Raw genomic sequence first — 18,323 nt, forward strand, 5'->3', positions numbered from 1 at the left:
AATAAGCAAAGGCTTCTACCAACCCGGTAAAAGCCTTTGCTGACGTATGATTATCTTCAGGTCTACGCCTCTCCTACCTTACCGCCGAAACCCATTGGGTACAGCGGACCGTCATTGAGTTGTTCCTTAATCGCGCCATTAGCTTGCTCGAACCGTTCGATGTTTTCGGTTAGGGCGGCCACGAGGCGTTTAGCGTGCTCGGGCGTGAGAATGATGCGAGACTTTACCTTGGCTTTGGGCAAGCCCGGCATCAGCCGGATAAAGTCAATGACAAACTCGCTGTTGCTGTGCGCAATCATGGCAAGGTTAGCGTATTCGCCCTCGGCAATTTCTTCCGACAATTCGATGCTGATGGCGTTGGGGTCTTGGGTCTGGGGCGCGTCGCCTTCCGGTTTCGTTGGTTGGTTCATATTACCATACTGTTTATTTTGGGCAATGTCACGACCGTTTTTGGACAAGCTTTTTTAGGGTTTCGTAGCCAATTAGATAAGCAGCAATAATAAGCCCAAGCAAGATTAAGATACCCATTGGCCATGCATAAAGGAATACTATAGGAAGGATTATCACATTGGATATATCATCCCATAAACTATTAGGTCTAAAGTTGGCATTGTATCCGAAACCCATCATAATAAACCATAAGACGAATAAAGTCGCCCATATCCCAGGCAGTAAACGTGCAAATAGTCGTGCTCGACTCATTACACGTTCGACTTTACTATATACTCTAAAACTCTTTAGACTTTCAATTAGAACGATAATCCTGCTTATTGCTTGTAGAATAAAAAATATTGCCACCCAAAAACGGTTCTTCTGCATAATAGTAGTCTCAATAGCGAGCATCACCTTTAAGTGAAGTTAGATAAGAAAAAGCCGGCCGGGTTTCCCCAGCCGGCTTTCTTCATTTACTCAATTTCCTAGCTTACTCCGACACCGACTCGCGGCGCGAGGCGCGGGCGGGACGCTTGGTAGGAGCCGCGGCTTCCTCGGTCTTGGCGGCCTGTTGGGCTTCCAGTTCCTCCTTCGAGCCAACGATCTGACGCGTGTACTCGCGCAGACCGGTACCGGCCGGGATGAGGTGACCTACGATTACGTTCTCCTTCAGGCCCAGCAGTTCGTCGGCCTTGCCACGGATGGCAGCTTCCGACAGCACCTTGGTCGTTTCCTGGAAGGAAGCGGCCGAGATGAACGACTGGGTACCCAACGACGCCTGGGTGATACCCTGCAGGGTCGGGCGGGATACGGACGGCTGGGCGTCGCGTACTTCTACCAGCTGCAGGTCGCGGCGGCGCAGGCTGCTGTTCTCGTCGCGCAGGCGGCGAGCCGTCACAATCTGACCGGGCTTCAGGTTCGTCGAGTCGCCGGCGTTGGTTACCACCTTCATGTCGATGATGGTATCGTTTTCCTCCATAAAGATAATCTTGTCGATTACCTGGTGTTCGAGGAACGACGTGTCGCCAGCGTCGAGAATCACAACTTTCTGCATCATCTGGCGAACTACCACCTCGATGTGCTTATCGTTGATTTTCACACCCTGCAAGCGGTATACTTCCTGAATCTCGTTCACGAGGTATTCCTGCACGGCACCGGGGCCCTGGATGCTCAGGATGTCCGAAGGCGTAATAGCACCGTCGGAAAGCGGAGCACCCGCGCGGATGAAGTCGTTGTCCTGCACCAGAATGTGCTTGGACAGCGGCACCATGTATTTCTTCTTGACGCCGTCTTTCGACTCCACGAAGATTTCACGGTTACCACGCTTCACCGTACCGTAGGTTACCACACCGTCGATTTCCGACACAACGGCCGGGTTCGAGGGGTTACGCGCTTCGAAGAGTTCCGTAACACGGGGCAGACCACCGGTAATGTCGCGGGTTTTGCCCACGGCACGCGGAATCTTGGCCAGAATCTGACCAGCCTTGATTTTCTCGCCGTTCTCGACGTTCAAGTGCGAACCTACCGGGATAGAGTAGCCTTTCGAACCTTCCATGTCGCCCTTTTTGCCGGGGCGCACGATGATGGCGGGGTTCTGGTCCTTCGCCTTCGATTCGATGATTACTTTCTCGCGGTGACCCGTCTGCTCATCCGACTCCTCGCGGTAGGTAATGCCTTCCGTGATGGCGTCGTACTGGATGGTACCGTCGAACTCGGCCAGAATAACGGCATTGTAAGGGTCCCAGTTGTTGAGCTCCTGACCTTTCTCTACCTCCTGACCTTCGTCAACGAGCAGGAAAGAGCCGTAGGGAACGTGGTTCGAGATGAACACTTTGCCGGTGCCTTTCTCTACGATGCGGATTTCGCCCGAGCGACCCATCACTACTTTCACCGGCTCGCCATCGGCGTTTGCGGTTTCTACAGTCCGGATATCTTCGAACTCAACCACCCCGGCGAACTTGGCGCGCAGGCTAGCTTCAACGGCAATGTTAGAAGCTGTACCACCTACGTGGAAAGTACGCAGGGTCAGCTGGGTACCAGGCTCACCGATGGACTGGGCAGCAATTACGCCAACCGCTTCGCCCTTCTGGACCATGCGGCCCGACGACAGGTTACGGCCGTAGCACTTGCCGCAGATACCACGCTTCGATTCGCAGGTCAGTACCGAGCGGATTTCCACCGATTCGATGCTGGTGTTGTCGATACGACGCGTAATTTCCTCGGTGATTTCCTCACCAGCTGCCAGAATAACCTCGTCCGTCAGCGGGTCCACGATGTCGTGAACGGCCACGCGGCCCAGGATACGCTCAGCCAGCGGCTCCACTACGTCCTCGTTATCCTTCAGGGCGAAGGTTTCTATGCCACGCAGGGTACCGCAATCCACCTCGTTCACGATGACGTCTTGCGATACGTCTACCAGACGACGCGTCAGGTAGCCGGCGTCAGCCGTCTTCAGAGCGGTGTCAGCCAGACCCTTACGAGCACCGTGGGTCGAAATGAAGTACTCGATTACGTCCAGGCCTTCTTTGAAGTTAGACAGAATCGGGTTTTCGATAATCTCACCAACTGAACCCTGTAGCGACTTTTGCGGCTTAGCCATCAGACCCCGCATACCGCCGAGCTGACGAATCTGCTCGCGCGAGCCACGAGCACCGGAGTGCATCATCATGTAAATCGAGTTGAAGCCCTGGTTCTCCTTTTCGAGGCGACCCATGAGGGTTTCAGTGATTTGGTTGTTGATGCGGGTCCAGATATCGATAACCTGGTTGTAACGCTCGTTGTCGGTAATCAGACCCATCTGGTAGTTCTGAGTAACGGCCTTCACGTCGTTCTGCGCTTGCAGAACCAGGGCATCCTTCTCTTTCGGAATCTGGATGTCGCCCAGACCCATCGACAGACCACCTTTGTAAGCCGACTGGAAACCCAGCGTCTTGATGTCGTCGAGGAACTGTGCGGTGCGGGCCATGCCGGTCCGCTTGAACACCATCGAAATGATCTGCTGCAGCTTTTTCTTGGTCAGCAGTTCATCCACAAAACCTACTTCGGTGGGCACGAGCTGGTTGAACAGCACGCGGCCAGCTACGGTCTCGATGATCTTCGTAACGAGGTTATCTTCTTCGTCGCGAACCTGCGTGCGCACCTTAATATAGGCGTGCTTCGAGAGCTGACCTTCGTTCAGGGCAATTACTACCTCCTCGTCCGAGTAGAACATGCGGCCTTCGCCCTGGATCTGCTCATCGTCGGTGCTGCGCTTGCCTTTGGTCACGTAGTACAAGCCCAGAACCATGTCCTGCGACGGTACCGCAATGGGCGCGCCGTTGGCCGGGTTCAGGATATTGTGCGACGCCAGCATGAGCATGGAGGCTTCCAGAATAGCAGCCGGTCCCAGGGGAACGTGCACAGCCATCTGGTCACCGTCAAAGTCAGCGTTGAAGGCCGTACACACTAGCGGGTGCAGCTGAATAGCCTTGCCCTCAATGAGGCGGGGCTGGAACGCCTGGATACCCAAGCGGTGCAAGGTAGGAGCCCGGTTCAGGAGCACTGGGTGGCCTTTCAGCACGTTCTCCAGGATGTCCCATACCACAGCGTCCTTGCGGTCAACGATTTTCTTCGCTGATTTCACCGTCTTCACGATACCGCGCTCAATGAGCTTACGGATGATGAACGGCTTGAACAGCTCGGCCGCCATGTTCTTGGGCAGACCGCACTCGTGCAGCTTCAGCTCGGGGCCTACTACAATAACCGAACGGCCAGAGTAGTCCACACGCTTACCGAGCAAGTTCTGACGGAAGCGGCCCTGCTTGCCTTTCAGCATATCAGACAGCGACTTCAGGGCCCGGTTACCTTCGGCGCGCACGGCATTCACCTTACGCGAGTTGTCGAAGAGCGAGTCAACAGCTTCCTGCAGCATGCGCTTCTCGTTCCGCAGAATCACCTCGGGAGCCTTGATTTCGATTAGGCGCTTGAGGCGGTTGTTGCGGATAATAACGCGACGGTACAGGTCGTTCAAGTCGGAAGTGGCGAAACGGCCACCGTCCAACGGCACGAGCGGGCGTAGTTCCGGCGGAATCACCGGCACCATGCGGATTACCATCCACTCAGGCTTGTTCTCGATGCGGGTAGCCGCGTCGCGGAACGCTTCTACCACGCGCAGACGCTTCAACGCCTCAGCCTTACGCTGCTGCGAAGTCTCGTGGGCAGCCGAGTCACGAAGGCTATAGGACAGCTCGTCGAGGTTGGTGCGCTCCAGCAGGAGTTGCAGCGCATCAGCTCCCATCCGGGCAATGAATTTGTTCGGGTCCTCATTCGGCAGCATCTGGTTCTCGCGGGGGAGCTTGTCGATGATGTCGAGGTATTCGTCTTCGGTCAGGAAGTCCAACTGCTGTACGCCTTCTTCGGCAAGTACACCGGGCTGCACGACTACGTACCGCTCGTAATAGATAATCTGGTCGAGCTTCTTGGTGGGCAGGCCCAGCAGGTAGCCGATTTTGTTGGGCAACGACTTAAAGTACCAGATGTGCGCAACGGGCACCACCAGTTCGATGTGGCCCATCCGCTCCCGACGCACTTTCTTCTCGGTCACCTCCACGCCGCAACGGTCGCAGATGATGCCTTTGTAGCGAATCCGCTTGTATTTGCCGCAGTGGCATTCCCAGTCCTTTACCGGACCGAAAATCCGCTCGCAAAACAGGCCGCCCATCTCGGGCTTGTACGTCCGGTAGTTGATCGTCTCGGGCTTTACTACCTCACCGTTTGACCGCTCCAGAATGGATTCGGGCGAGGCCAGCGAAATAGTAACTTTCGAGAAGTCCTGTACCAGTTTCTTGTTTTTTGCAAACGCCATGTAGAGTAGCTGTTGTTAGCTGGTGGCTTTTATCTGTTCATTGGTTCCGCTAATCTTAAGAGTAGTCGGAAAGAACGTAACAGTTCGACTCTGCGAAAAGTGCTCTGCGGGTCGGATAGGTACGCCACGCAGTAGGTTTCCGCCAGGTCTAGTAATTGGGTGATTCAGAACCTGAATCAAGTTGCGGCCAACTACTACCGAAGGTTGATGTCGTTCTGACCATATCTCGGAACGACGCCGGCAGCGGCTGTTATCGATTTCCCGAACCGCGGGTACTCTATATAATAAGACTTGAAAAGTGGCTGCCGACACATGTGCGTCAGCAGCCACTTCTTTCAAACCCTAGTCAAGCGTAATTTCCAGGGCCAGACCGCGTAACTCGTGAATGAGTACGTTGAATGACTCGGGGATATTCGGCTTGGGCAGTACGTCGCCTTTTACAATGGCTTCGTACGCTTTAGCACGGCCTACCACGTCATCCGACTTCACCGTCAGGATTTCCTGGAGGACGTTGGAAGCACCGAAGGCTTCGAGAGCCCACACTTCCATTTCGCCGAAGCGCTGACCACCGAACTGGGCTTTACCGCCGAGGGGCTGCTGGGTGATGAGCGAGTACGGTCCGATAGAACGGGCGTGCATCTTGTCATCAACCAAGTGACCCAGCTTCAGCATGTAAATCACACCTACGGTTACCGGCTGGTCGAAACGCTGACCGGTTAAACCGTCGTGCAGGTACGCCCGGCCGAAGGTTGGCAGACCCGCTTCCGTCAACTCGCGCGATACTTCCTCTTCGGTAGCACCATCGAAAATTGGGGTAGCGTAGGTGCGGCCCAGCTTCAGGCCGGCCCAACCCAGTACGGTTTCGTAAATCTGACCAATGTTCATCCGGCTCGGTACACCAAGCGGGTTGAGCACGATGTCCATCGGAGTACCGTCAGGCAGGAAAGGCATGTCCTCATCGCGCACGATGCGGGCTACTACCCCTTTGTTACCGTGACGGCCGGCCATTTTATCACCCACCTTCAGCTTACGCTTCTTGGCGATGTATACTTTGGCCAGCTGCACAATGCCGGCGGGGAGCTCGTCGCCTACTTCCAGCGTGAACCGGTCGCGCTTGAAGCGGGCCGTGATGGTGTTGCGCTTCTTGGCATAGTTTTTCACCAAGTCGAGCAGCATACCATTCACACGCGCATCAGCGGTCCAGTTCTCCAGAATGAGGTCTTTGAACATGTTCACCTCTTCCGGCACGGCGTAGTTGCTCTCATCCTTATAGGGGTTCTTTTCGGGGAACAACGCTTCCGTGATGTTCTTCTTCCCAAATTTCACACCCTTGGTCAGGATTTCGTCGCCAAACTTGTGCTTCACGCCCTGGGAGGTTTTGCCTTCCAGCAGCTGCACCAGCTTCTCGATCATCACGGCTTTGATGCCGCGCAGTTCCCGAGCGTACGACTCCTTCAGTTCTTCTACTTCCTTCTTCGACTTGGCCCGCAGGTTTTTGTCTTTCTTCGGACGCGAGAACAGCTTAGTGCCAATTACTACCCCATTCAGGGACGGTGGCGCCTTAAGGGAGGCGTCTTTCACGTCGCCGGCTTTGTCACCAAAGATGGCGCGGAGCAGCTTCTCTTCCGGGGTCGGATCGGTTTCGCCTTTCGGCGTGATCTTGCCGATGAGAATGTCACCTTCGCGAACCTCAGCGCCTAGACGGATGATACCGTTGTCGTCGAGGTTGCGCACGGCTTCTTCGCTCACGTTCGGAATTTCCGAGGTCAGCTCTTCTTCGCCGCGCTTGGTTTCGCGCACTTCCAACTCAAACTCCTCAATGTGAATCGAGGTGAAGATGTCGTCGCGCACTACTTTCTCCGAGATGACAATAGCATCTTCGAAGTTGTAGCCCTGCCACGGCATAAAGGCCACCTGCATATTGCGGCCCAGAGCTAGCTCACCTTTGTTCGTGCCGTAGCCTTCGCAGAGGGGCTGTCCTTTGGTTACCCGCTCACCCTTCTTCACGAGGGGTGTCAGGTTGATGCAGGTATCCTGGTTGGTACGACGGAACTTGATCAGGTCGTACGAAATCTTCTCAGCGTCGAAGCTTACGAGGATGTCGTCTTCCGTCAGGTCGTACTTCACTACAATGCGGTTAGCATCTACGTAGTCAATTACACCGTCGCCTTCGGCTACTACCAGCGTGCGGGAGTCGATGGCTACGCGGCCTTCCAGGCCAGTGCCCACGATGGGAGCCTCAGCCTTCAAGAGCGGAACCGCCTGACGTTGCATGTTCGAACCCATCAGGGCACGGTTAGCGTCGTCGTGCTCCAGAAACGGAATCAGTGAAGCAGCCACCGATACAATCTGGTTCGGGGCTACGTCCATGTAACTGTACTCATCCGGACCTACTACCGGGAAGTCACCTTCGAAACGGCCTTTTACCAGCTCGTTGATGAAGTTACCCTGTTCATCGATGCGGGCGTTGGCCTGCGCGATGTGGTGAGTATCTTCCTCCTCGGCCGTCAGGTACTTCACGTTCTCGGTGATGTCGACCTTACCGTTCTCTACCGTACGGTAGGGAGTTTCGATAAAGCCCATCGAGTTTACCCGGGCGTGCACGCACAGCGACGAAATCAGACCGATGTTCGGTCCTTCCGGCGTTTCGATGGTGCACAAGCGGCCGTAGTGCGTGTAGTGAACGTCACGTACTTCAAAACCAGCCCGCTCGCGCGACAGACCTCCTGGCCCCAGTGCCGATACGCGACGCTTGTGCGTCACCTCGGCCAGCGGGTTCGTCTGGTCCATGAACTGCGACAACTGGTTAGTACCGAAGAAGGAGTTGATTACCGACGACAGCGTACGGGCGTTGATCAGGTCAACCGGCTTGAAGTCCTCGTTGTCGCGCACGTTCATGCGCTCCTTGATGGTACGCGCCATACGGGCCAGACCTACGCCAAATTGAGCGTAAAGCTGCTCCCCTACCGTACGTACCCGGCGGTTCGACAAGTGGTCAATGTCATCGACAATGGCCTTCGAGTTGATCAAACCAATCAGGTATTTCACGATGAGAACAATGTCCTCATTGGTTAGCACGCGAGCCTCCCAGTTCGTGTCAATACCCAGCTTCTTATTAATACGGTAGCGGCCTACATCCCCGAGGTCGTAGCGCTTGTCCGAGAAGAATAGCTTTTGGATAATGTCGCGGGCTGTCTCTTCGTCAGGAGCCTCCGTGTTCCGGAGCTGACGGTAGATTTGCTCCACGGCTTCTTTCTCCGAGTTGGAGTTGTCCTTCTGCAGAGTGTTGTAAATAATTGCGTAGTCGGCAATGTTTACGTTCTCACGGTGCAGAATCACCGACTTGGCCCCGGCATTCAGGATTACGTCGATGTCCTCCTCCTCGATGGTCGAGTCACGCTCCAGCAAAACCTCGTTCCGGTCGATGGACACCACTTCACCGGTATCCTCGTCCACGAAGTCTTCCGTCCAGGTGCGGAGTACCCGGGCAGCTAACTTGCGACCTACTGCTTTCTTGAGATTTTTCTTATCGGCCTTCACCTCTTCTGACAGCCCGAACAGGTCGAGAATGTCTTTATCGGTGCCGTAGCCGATAGCACGCAGCAGCGTCGTAACCGGAAATTTCTTCTTCCGGTCGATGTACGCATACATCACGTTGTTCACGTCCGTGGCGAATTCAATCCACGAACCTTTGAACGGAATGATACGGGCCGAATACAGTTTCGTGCCATTGGTGTGCTTGCTCTGGGCAAAGAACACTCCGGGCGAACGGTGCAGCTGCGAAACGATAACGCGCTCTGCCCCGTTAATCACGAAAGAGCCCTTTTCGGTCATGTAGGGAATGTTCCCGAGGAACACTTCCTGCTCAATCGTTTCGAAATCTTCGTTGTCCGTGTCGTTGCAGACGAGGCGCAACTTAGCTTTCAGCGGCACCGAGTACGTCAAGCCCCGGTCAATGCACTCGTCAACAGAGTACTTGGGCGGGTCAACGTGGTAGTCGATGAAGGTCAGCACGAAGTTTTCACGCGAGTCCGAAATCGGGAAGTTCTCGGCGAATACTTTGAAAAGACCCTCATCGGTACGGTTCTCGGCAGCCGTTTCCAACTGGAAGAAATCCATGAACGAGCGAACCTGCACGTCCAGGAAATCCGGGTACTCAATAACCTTTTTAATCTTGGCGAAGTTGATCCGCTCGTCAGCCGCCTGCAGTTTTTGCAGGCCTGTCTGTGCTTTCGGTGTAGCCAATGTATGTGGGGTTAGGAAATGGATACTGAGAGAATCCAACTCAAGTAACTAGCAAGGCCAGAAACCTGAGGAGAACGGAAGTTTTGGGCGCACGAAAGCGCAAAGCAGAACCTCGCGCTTCTGGCAGCCGTAGGCACGAAAAGCCGCAAAGCGGCGTGCAAACGGACTTCCGACTAGTTTGTTGCCTACAAACAGGAAAAGACCTGGCTTAGTTGCCAGGCCTCTCCATATTTGCTGGTTTTACGAGCAGGCAGCAGAAATTACTTAACTTCTACTTCAGCGCCAGCTTCTTCCAGTTGCTTCTTCAGCGACTCAGCTTCGTCTTTAGCAACACCTTCTTTCAGGGGCTTAGGAGCACCGTCAACCAGTTCTTTGGCTTCTTTCAGGCCCAGGCCGGTCAGGTCTTTCACCAGCTTTACAACAGCCAGCTTCTGGCCACCGGCAGCCTTCAGGATTACGTCGAACGAAGTCTTCTCCTCAGCGGCTTCAGCAGCACCAGCGCCAGCACCACCAGCTACCATTACTGGAGCAGCAGCAGCAGGCTCAATGCCATACTCGTCTTTCAGGATAGTAGCCAGTTCGTTTACTTCTTTTACCGTCAGGCTAACGAGCTGCTCGGCGAATGCTTTCAAATCTGCCATTTCTGTAGATTGTTAAAAAGGGGGTTGTTGAAGGAAATTGAAAGTGAAAAAGATGAGCAGCGGTTAGCCTGCAACCTCTTCTTTTTCGGAAAGCGTTTTGATAAGACCAGCCAAGATGTTGCCACCGCTCGATAGAGCAGAGATAACGTTTTTGGCGGGCGACTGGAGCAGACCGATAACATCACCGATAAGCTCGTTTTTGCCTTTCAGCGTGCTGAGGCTGCTGAGCTGGTTGGCGCCGATGTAAATGCTAGCATCAACATAGGCACCTTTCAGCGCGGGACGGGGCTCTACGTTCTTACCGTAGTTCTGTGCCTTGTAAAAGTCCTGAAGCAGTTTGGCGGGAGCATTGCCCGACTCTTTCGAGAACAGGATGCCCGACTGGCCTTTCAGCGCTGCGTCCATCTCCGAAGTGTCGCCACCCAGGGTGTCGAGAGCCTTACGGATGAAGGTGTTCTTGTACACTTTGAACTCCATGCCGCGGTTAAAGCACAGGCGACGGAATTCGTTGATTTTCGCCACCGACATTCCCGAAGCATCGGCAATGTAGAACGCGTTGTGCGATTGAAACTTCTCGCTCAACTCGTCGACGAGGGCTTGTTTTTCTTCCCGGATCATATCGTCGTGTTGATTAAAATTAAGCGGAAGTTACCTGGGTGTCAACCGGAACGGCAGGCGACATCGTGCTCGAAAGCGTGATGCTCTTGATATAAGTGCCCTTAGCTGACGAAGGCTTCAAACGCTGAAGCGTCTGGATTACTTCGATGGCGTTTTCAGCGAGCTTCTGCTCGTCGAACGACACCTTGCCTACTGAGCAGTGAATGATACCGGTCTTGTCAACTTTAAAGTCGATTTTACCAGCCTTCACTTCCTGTACAGCTTTAGCTACGTCAGTTGTAACCGTGCCCGACTTGGGGTTTGGCATTAGGCCACGAGGACCCAGTACGCGACCCAGACGGCCAACCTTAGCCATTACCGACGGCATCGTGATGATTACGTCGATATCGGTCCAACCTTTCTCGATTTTCGAGATATAGTCATCTAAACCAACGTAGTCAGCACCAGCTGCAGTAGCTTCAGCTTCTTTGTCGGCGGTAACCAAGGCCAGAACGCGAACAGTTTTGCCGGTACCGTGGGGCAACGTGGCTACGCCACGTACCATCTGGTCAGCTTTGCGGGGGTCAACGCCCAGACGAACGTCGATATCCACGGAAGCGTCAAACTTGGTATAGGTGATATCCTTTACCACTTTGGCGGCTTCTACCAGATTCCGAACTTCGGTCAGGTCGTGCTTGGCAAGGGCTTCCTTGCGCTTTTTGCTTACTTGTGCCATGTCTTACTCCGTCGTTAAATTATTCAGCGAAAGGAGAAGTGCCCGACACAGTGATGCCCATGCTACGAGCCGTACCGGCTACTTGCAACATTGCCGACTCCACTTTGAAAGCATTCAGGTCTGGCATCTTCGTCTCGGCGATGGTGCGTACCTGGTCCCATGACACCGAGCCAACCTTGTTACGGTTGGGCTCTTTCGAACCGCTCTGGAGCTTGGCAGCCTCCATCAGGAGAACCGGCACCGGAGGAGTCTTCACCACGAAGTCAAACGACTTGTCGGTGTACATGGTGATGAGTACAGGACAAACTTGGCCGGCCTTATCCTGGGTGCGAGCATTGAACTGCTTGCAGAACTCCATGATATTAAGGCCTTTGCTACCAAGTGCAGGTCCAACCGGCGGCGCAGGGTTTGCGGCACCTCCCTTTATCTGAAGCTTCAGATAACCTCTAATTTCTTTGGCCATTTGGTTTGAAAGGCTTCGAAATCTGCATCGTAACACGCAGCTTCCTCAGTTTTTACTTGCTCCTAGTGGAAGCACCACCGATCCGGAGCGGATAACCGGTGACGTTATATGAGCTACGCTTCCTTCTCGACCTGGGTGTAGCTCAACTCCATAGGAGTGCTACGGCCGAAAATTTTGACGATAACATTCAGTTTCTTCCGTTCCTCGAACACCTCCGATACTGTACCCGACATACCCGCGAAACCGCCATCCACAATCTTTACCAACTCACCAACTACAAAAGGCGTCTCCAGGGTAGCGGTCTGCTCTTCCGCTTCATCCACAATCCCAAGAATGCGGTTTACTTCCGAAATATGCAGCGGAACTGGCTTCGTGTTCTGATTAGCAGCTTTCCCTTCTTTATCACTTAGGAAGCCAATTACTCCAGGCGTGCTAGTAATAATGTGGTCTACCTCTCCGTGAGTCAGGTCAGCGTGGATAATGATGTATCCGGGGTACAGGTTCCGCTCACGCACGCGCTTTTTGCCGTTGCGCATCTCGAACACCTTCTCCACCGGAATCAATACCTGGGGTACTAAGTCAGAAAGCCCGTGACGGCCAATCTCAGTTTCCAGATAGGTCTTGGCTTTTTTCTCTTGTCCGCTTACCGAGCGGACTACGTACCACTTCAACTCGCCCATTGTCGTATACTCTACCGATTAACGGAACGATTGGTAAAATGCTTCTAAGCTTTTGCTAAAAGCAACATCCATTAAGCCCACTACCCCGGCAAACAGCAACGAACCAATCAGCACCAGACCGGCACTTTTCTGCAGTTCCTCCAATGAAGGCCACGTCACTTTGTAGCGCATCTCTTCGGAGGTTTCCCGGAAGTAGTTTGTTAGCTTGCTCATGATAGCGGCACCAGTTTGGTGTTTAAAGCTACGGCTGCCGAAGCAGCCGTAGTTCTTAGTGGCACGGGCGGAGAGATTCGAACTCCCATCAAAGGTTTTGGAGACCTCTATTCTACCCTTGAACTACGCCCGTGTATGCGTCCTATCCAGTCAAGGTGCTGGATTGGGACTGCAAATGTATGGAACTCTTTAAACAAAACAAATCCGCCCCCGAAAAAATCGAGAGCGGATTTGCATTATTTCACCAGGGAAGGTCGAAACTATTCTGTGATTTCAGTTACCTGACCAGCACCTACAGTACGGCCACCTTCGCGGATAGCGAAACGCAGACCTTTTTCCATAGCTACCGAGTTGATCAGCTCAACCGAGATGGTTACGTTGTCACCAGGCATTACCATCTCTACACCCTCGCCCAGCGAGATGATACCGGTTACGTCGGTGGTGCGGAAATAGAACTGAGGACGGTAGTTGTTGAAGAACGGAGTGTGACGACCACCTTCCTCTTTCGACAGTACGTACACTTCAGCCTTGAACTTGGTGTGAGGCTTAACCGAACCGGGCTTGCAGATAACCATACCACGACGGATGGCTTCTTTTTCAATACCGCGGAGCAGCAGACCTACGTTGTCACCAGCTTCACCACGGTCAAGGATTTTGCGGAACATCTCAACGCCCGTTACGGTCGACTTGAGGTTCTCAGCACCCATGCCCAGGATTTCAACTTGCTCACCCGAGTTGATGATACCACGCTCGATACGGCCGGTAGCAACCGTTCCACGACCCGTGATAGAGAATACGTCCTCTACGGGCATCAGGAAGGGCAGGTCGGTCAGACGAGCAGGAATTGGAATGTAGCTGTCAACAGCAGCCATCAGCTCCTCAATCTTGGGAACCCAAGCAGCGTCGCCGTTCAGGCCGCCCAGAGCCGAGCCCTGGATAACCGGAATGTTGTCACCGTCGAAGTCATAGAACGAGAGCAGTTCGCGGATTTCCATTTCCACCAGCTCGAGCAGCTCGGGGTCATCCACCATGTCCACTTTGTTCATGAACACTACCAGCTGAGGAACACCTACCTGACGGGCGAGCAGGATGTGCTCACGAGTCTGGGGCATTGGGCCGTCGGTAGCAGCTACCACGAGGATAGCACCGTCCATCTGAGCAGCACCCGTTACCATGTTCTTCACATAGTCAGCGTGACCAGGGCAGTCAACGTGAGCGTAGTGACGGTTTTCGGTAGCGTATTCTACGTGCGACGTGTTGATCGTGATACCACGCTCTTTTTCTTCGGGAGCATTGTCGATCGAAGAGAAGTCGCGCTTGGCAGCCAGACCTTTGTTAGCCAACACCATGGTGATAGCAGCCGTCAGGGTGGTTTTGCCGTGGTCCACGTGACCAATCGTGCCGATGTTTACGTGCGGCTTGGACCGGTCAAAATTTTCTTTAGCCATTGTAAAGAGATTAAGAGGAATTTTGAGGTAAAGAGGGGGAAAACGCGACTAGTCTATACAGTAAGAAAGCGAAACACAGCTCCGCTTAGTCGGGACTGCACGTCGCTTTACTTGCTGACAGAGCCAAACGGTGCAGTCGCGCTGCCCCGTTGGTACTCGTAAATTCTGAGCCATTTATGGGATTTGAACCCATGACCTCTTCCTTACCAAGGAAGTGCTCTACCACTGAGCTAAAACGGCTTATTTTAGGTTTGGCAAAGATACAACAGGAGAAGAACATTTGCCAGCCGACGCTATGGGTTGTTATTTCTCACTGCCGCCTTGGGCACCGAGCGGGAGACGAGGTTCGAACCCGCGACCTGCAGCTTGGAAGGCTGCCGCTCTACCAACTGAGCTACTCCCGCGTGTGTGAAAGAAGAGTAACTAGTAAAACGAATCTACCAGTTGCTCTTTTCACTATTGTGGGGGGAGAAGGATTCGAACCTTCGAAAGCTTGCGCTAACAGAGTTACAGTCTGTCCCATTTGGCCACTCTGGAACCCCCCCAATTATCTGCTTTCTTACCGCTTGTAAGAAAGAAGCCCTCCGTTCTGGTAGTAGCCGCTACGGTTACTGTGTCGATTGGAGTTGCAAAATTAGAGGCTTTCTGGTGTAAGTCAAGTCTACCGTAAAAAAAGGTTTTAACTTTTTTCTGCTGACTAGCTCCTACTCTCGCGTTATCATTACCTAACCAATTGACTACCTAACAAAAACGATCAGCCCGCTTGGGCTCATCGTGCCTGAAAAAAATTGGTTTTTTTTATTGAATAAGGCTGTACATCGACTTTAGGCTGTCGTCTTTCTCTTTGTTGCGGATGTCTTGCAAGATAGGTTTGAGCGTGGGCATGCTGGTTGTAAGCTGATGCAAACCCTTGTATGCTCCGAGCCGCACGTACATCTGTGGATGCGTCCGAGCTAAAGTCTCTAAGCGCTGGATACCTTTCTCCCGCTCAATGGGGGCATGCGCTGCATGAGTGTGCCGAAGTTTTCAAGCATCACATACAGTACCTCCGCGGGGGCATCCTGACTGCGCCGTAGAAACCACGAGTAGTCGTCGAGGGTACCATTGAGCCCGTAGTAATTCGACAAAGCTGTAAGTAGGGCGGAATTTTTGGTTTCTTGCAGGGCGGCTACCTGAGTACGAGTGGCGGCAGTAGGAGCTTTAGACAAGGCATCAACGGCTGCCCCTACCACCAGATACGAACTGTCCTTTAGGGCAGCGGCGTACACTTCGCTGAAGTCCTCATTCTGGAAGGAGGATAAAACGCTGATAGCCGCAGCTCTTACTACCCCTTTTTTCTCATTCAGGGCCACGCGCTGCAAATCCTTACGAACTGCGCTGCCCTCGGCGCCCCGGTACCGCCGTAGTCCATCTAGTGCGGCTACCCGGGTAGCCCAGAACGGGTCTGATAAGGCATTCCGAAAGGCAGAGCTAACTGTGAGGTCAGCGGTTTTGCTGCGTAGGCCTTGAATGGCGGCGTATTTTTGTAGGTAGCCGCGGGCGTGGCTCAGCTGATACAATAGTTCCTCCTGCGTTTGGGTCTCATCAACCTGCGCCAGCAACGTTCCTTCGTGGTCGAACTTGACGAGGTTAGGCCGCTGATTGACGGGCAGGTGAAAGGTTTGGTCGGCTTTGGTGATGAGAATCCGATGTTCTGTGGGTTGCCCGCCGTTCCAGGTAGCCACCGTAACTGGTAGGCGGTAGACGGGCTGGTACAGGGTATCCTGCACCTGCTGCACGTGCAACACTACTTGGCTATTCTCGAAAGAGTGGGTAACGCGCAGCTCTGGGTGGCCGCGCTGCAAAAACCACTGATCGAAAAACCACATCAAGTCCTCTCCAGTCGTTTCCTCGAATGCAATGCGCAGCTTGGCAAGCTCCGTGCTGGATAGCTTATTCTGGGTGAGGTAGCGGTTTAGGGAAGTAAAGAAGGCATCATTGCCTACGTACTTGCGTAGCATGTGCAGCACGCGCCCACCCTTGTCGTAGGAGTGCCGGTCGAACATGTCCTCCCGGTTAGCGTAGCGGTAGCGAATCAATGGCTCGCGCTTCATCTGCGCTTCCTCTAGGTAGTTGCGGAGCTTGGTTTGCTGCACCAGCGCGGCGGCATCTGCCCCGTATTTCTGTTCGGCCCACAGCAGTTCGGAGTAATCGGCAAAGGACTCGTTGAGGGCAGGTTAGACCAAGACTCCGTAGTTACGTAGTCGCCGAACCACTGGTGGAATAGCTCGTGCGCGATAACGGACTCGGGCTCGTAGGATATGTCGGCTAGCTCCCGGGAGTTGAATTGCACTAACTGCTGCTGGAACGTGGAGGCCGAGGTATTTTCCATGGCCCCTGACACAAAATCGTGCACGGCTACCTGCGCGTACTTCTCCCAGGGGTAGTCCACCCCCAGCTTTTTGGAGAAAAAATCCAGCATTTCGGGCGTATTGCCGAACACTTGCTTGGCCGTGTACTGGTAGGGCGGATCGACATAATACTCAATGGGTTTGCCGCGCCACGTGTCTGTCACCACTGCAAAGTTACCGGCGGCCAGCATGGTTAGGTAGGGCGCGTGGGGTAGGTTTTGCTTCCAGACATCCGTACGGGTGCCGTCCGAGTTACGGCGGGAGGATACCAACAAGCCATTCGATAAGGTTTTAAACCCATTCTCAACCGTCAGGCTGATTTCCTGAGTCATGCGCTGGTTGGGCTTATCAATGGTTGGGAACCAGCAGGAGCTACCCTCCGTCTCACCCTGGGTCCATACCTGGCGGGGCTTGTCCTTGTTCGTGCCGAGAGGATTAATAAAGTACAGACCCTTGTCTTCGGTAATAGCTTCGCTCCCACCCTTAGGCAGCTCATTAGGCTTGGCCACGTACTGAATTCGGACCTGATACTGCTCGGTGCGCGGATACTGGCGGTCCAGCGTAATGGTTAGCTTCTTCTTATCGTAGCTGTACTTCAGGTCCCGGCCTTTTTTAACACCGTTGAGAAGCTCCACGCTTTTCACGTCGAACCCCTTGGCATCGAGCACCAACTGGTTTTGGGGGTAGAAGTGTGGGTGCAGGGTGAGGGTAGCCGTACCCAAGAGCCACTGCTTGGCCCAGTCGAAACGCACGTCCAGCTTGGTATCGACCAGGTCATGGAGGATGGTGGCAGCGGGCTGCACAGGGTTGGTGGAGGGCAGCCAGTTCGGCACGGGTTGCTGGGCCGGCGCGGGGGTGGGCGCAACGGACACGGGAGTTTTCTTGCGAGCCGGATGGCTAACACTCGAGGCCGGACGACTGGATTTAACTGCCTGAGCGGAAGCCGTAAACTGGCACAGAAGCGTCAGGATAAAGGCACCGAGGACCGGGTATTTCATGCGGAAAGGCACTAGGGTATTGGAGGGTCAAGTTCCGAATTTATTTCAGAATTGGCCTATCTTTAAGCCCTTTTCCGCCCCATTCCCGCCCTCTTCTTATGCTACAGGTACGCACCGACGCCACCCCCGACCAAACTTGGGAGGTTGATTACCGCCCCAATGGTCTTACTACCGTCAATGGGCAGCCTTTTGAATGGGACTTGACGCCTCTGGGCCAGGGCCGTTACCATCTGCTTTACAACAACCGCTCCTACAGCGCCGAGTTGATTACAGCCGATTACACCACCAAAACGGTAGTGCTCAAGCTGAACGGGCAGCAACTGCAACTGCAAGCCAAGGACCGTTTTGATTTGCTGCTTGATAAGCTAGGCATGAGCAACACGGCCGCCAGCAAGGTAAACGAGCTGAAGGCGCCTATGCCCGGTCTGATTGTCGATATTCGGGTGGAACCCGGCCAGACCGTTCAGAAAGGCGACCCGCTGCTGGTACTGGAGGCTATGAAGATGGAAAACATCCTGAAGGCGCCGGGCGAAGGCACAGTAGCTGCCATTAAAGTCAATTTGCGCGACAACGTAACCAAAGGGCAGGTGCTGATTCAGTTCAGCTAACCTGCCTTTTTCCTATTTATTGAGCCAGA

13 protein-coding genes and 4 tRNA genes are annotated in these 18,323 nt (G+C 53.9%); 1 reads left to right on the top strand and 16 read right to left on the bottom strand.

Annotated features, from left to right (window positions below; genetic code table 11):
* Positions 1 to 62 precede the first annotated feature (62 nt).
* The 16 genes from MUN84_RS08085 to MUN84_RS08160 form a co-directional block, all read right to left on the bottom strand.
* A complete protein-coding gene (locus MUN84_RS08085) occupies positions 63 to 410 on the bottom strand; it encodes a DUF3467 domain-containing protein (protein ID WP_244697391.1) in 348 nt (115 codons plus the stop codon).
* A 512-nt stretch (positions 411 to 922) separates the two neighbouring features.
* On the bottom strand, positions 923 to 5,275 hold the full coding sequence (gene rpoC, locus MUN84_RS08090) for a DNA-directed RNA polymerase subunit beta' (RefSeq protein ID WP_244697392.1): 4,353 nt from the start codon (positions 5,273 to 5,275) through the stop codon (positions 923 to 925).
* Positions 5,276 to 5,617: 342 nt separating this feature from the next.
* Entirely contained in the window at positions 5,618 to 9,493 is a 3,876-nt protein-coding gene (gene rpoB, locus MUN84_RS08095; protein WP_244698719.1) for a DNA-directed RNA polymerase subunit beta, read from the bottom strand.
* 287 nt (positions 9,494 to 9,780) lie between these two features.
* Complete coding sequence (gene rplL / locus MUN84_RS08100; protein WP_045688444.1) at positions 9,781 to 10,161, bottom strand: 50S ribosomal protein L7/L12; 381 nt, start codon at positions 10,159 to 10,161, stop codon at positions 9,781 to 9,783.
* Positions 10,162 to 10,224: 63 nt separating this feature from the next.
* On the bottom strand, positions 10,225 to 10,779 hold the full coding sequence (gene rplJ, locus MUN84_RS08105; protein WP_188556028.1) for a 50S ribosomal protein L10: 555 nt from the start codon (positions 10,777 to 10,779) through the stop codon (positions 10,225 to 10,227).
* Positions 10,780 to 10,798: 19 nt separating this feature from the next.
* On the bottom strand, positions 10,799 to 11,494 hold the full coding sequence (rplA, locus tag MUN84_RS08110; RefSeq protein ID WP_244697393.1) for a 50S ribosomal protein L1: 696 nt from the start codon (positions 11,492 to 11,494) through the stop codon (positions 10,799 to 10,801).
* 19 nt (positions 11,495 to 11,513) lie between these two features.
* On the bottom strand, positions 11,514 to 11,957 hold the full coding sequence (rplK, locus tag MUN84_RS08115) for a 50S ribosomal protein L11 (RefSeq protein ID WP_022822113.1): 444 nt from the start codon (positions 11,955 to 11,957) through the stop codon (positions 11,514 to 11,516).
* Between the two features lie 113 nt (positions 11,958 to 12,070).
* Positions 12,071 to 12,637 carry a transcription termination/antitermination protein NusG gene (gene nusG / locus MUN84_RS08120; RefSeq protein ID WP_110976696.1) on the bottom strand — a complete coding sequence of 189 codons (567 nt, stop codon included), beginning with the start codon at positions 12,635 to 12,637 and terminating at the stop codon, positions 12,071 to 12,073.
* Positions 12,638 to 12,655: 18 nt separating this feature from the next.
* Positions 12,656 to 12,850, bottom strand: a complete 195-nt coding sequence (secE, locus tag MUN84_RS08125; protein WP_188556025.1) for a preprotein translocase subunit SecE — start codon at positions 12,848 to 12,850, stop codon at positions 12,656 to 12,658.
* 59 nt (positions 12,851 to 12,909) lie between these two features.
* A tRNA-Trp gene (locus tag MUN84_RS08130) sits at positions 12,910 to 12,983 on the bottom strand.
* Positions 12,984 to 13,110: 127 nt separating this feature from the next.
* Complete coding sequence (tuf, locus tag MUN84_RS08135) at positions 13,111 to 14,298, bottom strand: elongation factor Tu (protein WP_185888775.1); 1,188 nt, start codon at positions 14,296 to 14,298, stop codon at positions 13,111 to 13,113.
* 168 nt (positions 14,299 to 14,466) lie between these two features.
* Positions 14,467 to 14,538 (bottom strand) — tRNA-Thr (locus MUN84_RS08140).
* A gap of 91 nt (positions 14,539 to 14,629) precedes the next feature.
* Positions 14,630 to 14,702, bottom strand: a tRNA-Gly gene (locus MUN84_RS08145).
* Positions 14,703 to 14,760: 58 nt separating this feature from the next.
* A tRNA-Tyr gene (locus MUN84_RS08150) sits at positions 14,761 to 14,843 on the bottom strand.
* A 417-nt stretch (positions 14,844 to 15,260) separates the two neighbouring features.
* Complete coding sequence (locus MUN84_RS08155) at positions 15,261 to 16,478, bottom strand: M1 family aminopeptidase (protein WP_317239209.1); 1,218 nt, start codon at positions 16,476 to 16,478, stop codon at positions 15,261 to 15,263.
* Positions 16,403 to 17,686 (bottom strand): M1 family metallopeptidase, encoded by a 1,284-nt coding sequence (locus MUN84_RS08160; RefSeq protein WP_262920674.1) that lies wholly within the window; start codon positions 17,684 to 17,686, stop codon positions 16,403 to 16,405. Before MUN84_RS08160 ends, MUN84_RS08155 begins: the two co-directional genes overlap by 76 nt.
* A 98-nt stretch (positions 17,687 to 17,784) precedes the next feature.
* On the opposite strand from MUN84_RS08160, the gene MUN84_RS08165 reads away from it, so the two are divergent.
* Positions 17,785 to 18,294, top strand: coding sequence for a biotin/lipoyl-containing protein (locus tag MUN84_RS08165; protein ID WP_244697394.1), 510 nt, complete (start codon positions 17,785 to 17,787; stop codon positions 18,292 to 18,294).
* Positions 18,295 to 18,323: the final 29 nt, after the last annotated feature.

Origin of the sequence: Hymenobacter sp. 5516J-16, assembly GCF_022919335.1 — a bacterium.
Taxonomy (GTDB): Bacteria; Bacteroidota; Bacteroidia; order Cytophagales; family Hymenobacteraceae; genus Hymenobacter; species Hymenobacter sublimis.

Coding starts and splice junctions, on each gene's coding strand:
- MUN84_RS08085 (WP_244697391.1), bottom strand. CDS start 410: ATGAACCAACCAACGAAACCGGAAGGCGACGCGCCCCAGACCCAAGAC.
- rpoC (WP_244697392.1), bottom strand. CDS start 5,275: ATGGCGTTTGCAAAAAACAAGAAACTGGTACAGGACTTCTCGAAAGTT.
- rplL (WP_045688444.1), bottom strand. CDS start 10,161: ATGGCAGATTTGAAAGCATTCGCCGAGCAGCTCGTTAGCCTGACGGTA.
- rplJ (WP_188556028.1), bottom strand. CDS start 10,779: ATGATCCGGGAAGAAAAACAAGCCCTCGTCGACGAGTTGAGCGAGAAG.
- rplA (WP_244697393.1), bottom strand. CDS start 11,494: ATGGCACAAGTAAGCAAAAAGCGCAAGGAAGCCCTTGCCAAGCACGAC.
- rplK (WP_022822113.1), bottom strand. CDS start 11,957: ATGGCCAAAGAAATTAGAGGTTATCTGAAGCTTCAGATAAAGGGAGGT.
- nusG (WP_110976696.1), bottom strand. CDS start 12,637: ATGGGCGAGTTGAAGTGGTACGTAGTCCGCTCGGTAAGCGGACAAGAG.
- secE (WP_188556025.1), bottom strand. CDS start 12,850: ATGAGCAAGCTAACAAACTACTTCCGGGAAACCTCCGAAGAGATGCGC.
- tuf (WP_185888775.1), bottom strand. CDS start 14,298: ATGGCTAAAGAAAATTTTGACCGGTCCAAGCCGCACGTAAACATCGGC.
- MUN84_RS08160 (WP_262920674.1), bottom strand. CDS start 17,686: ATGAAATACCCGGTCCTCGGTGCCTTTATCCTGACGCTTCTGTGCCAG.
- MUN84_RS08165 (WP_244697394.1), top strand. CDS start 17,785: ATGCTACAGGTACGCACCGACGCCACCCCCGACCAAACTTGGGAGGTT.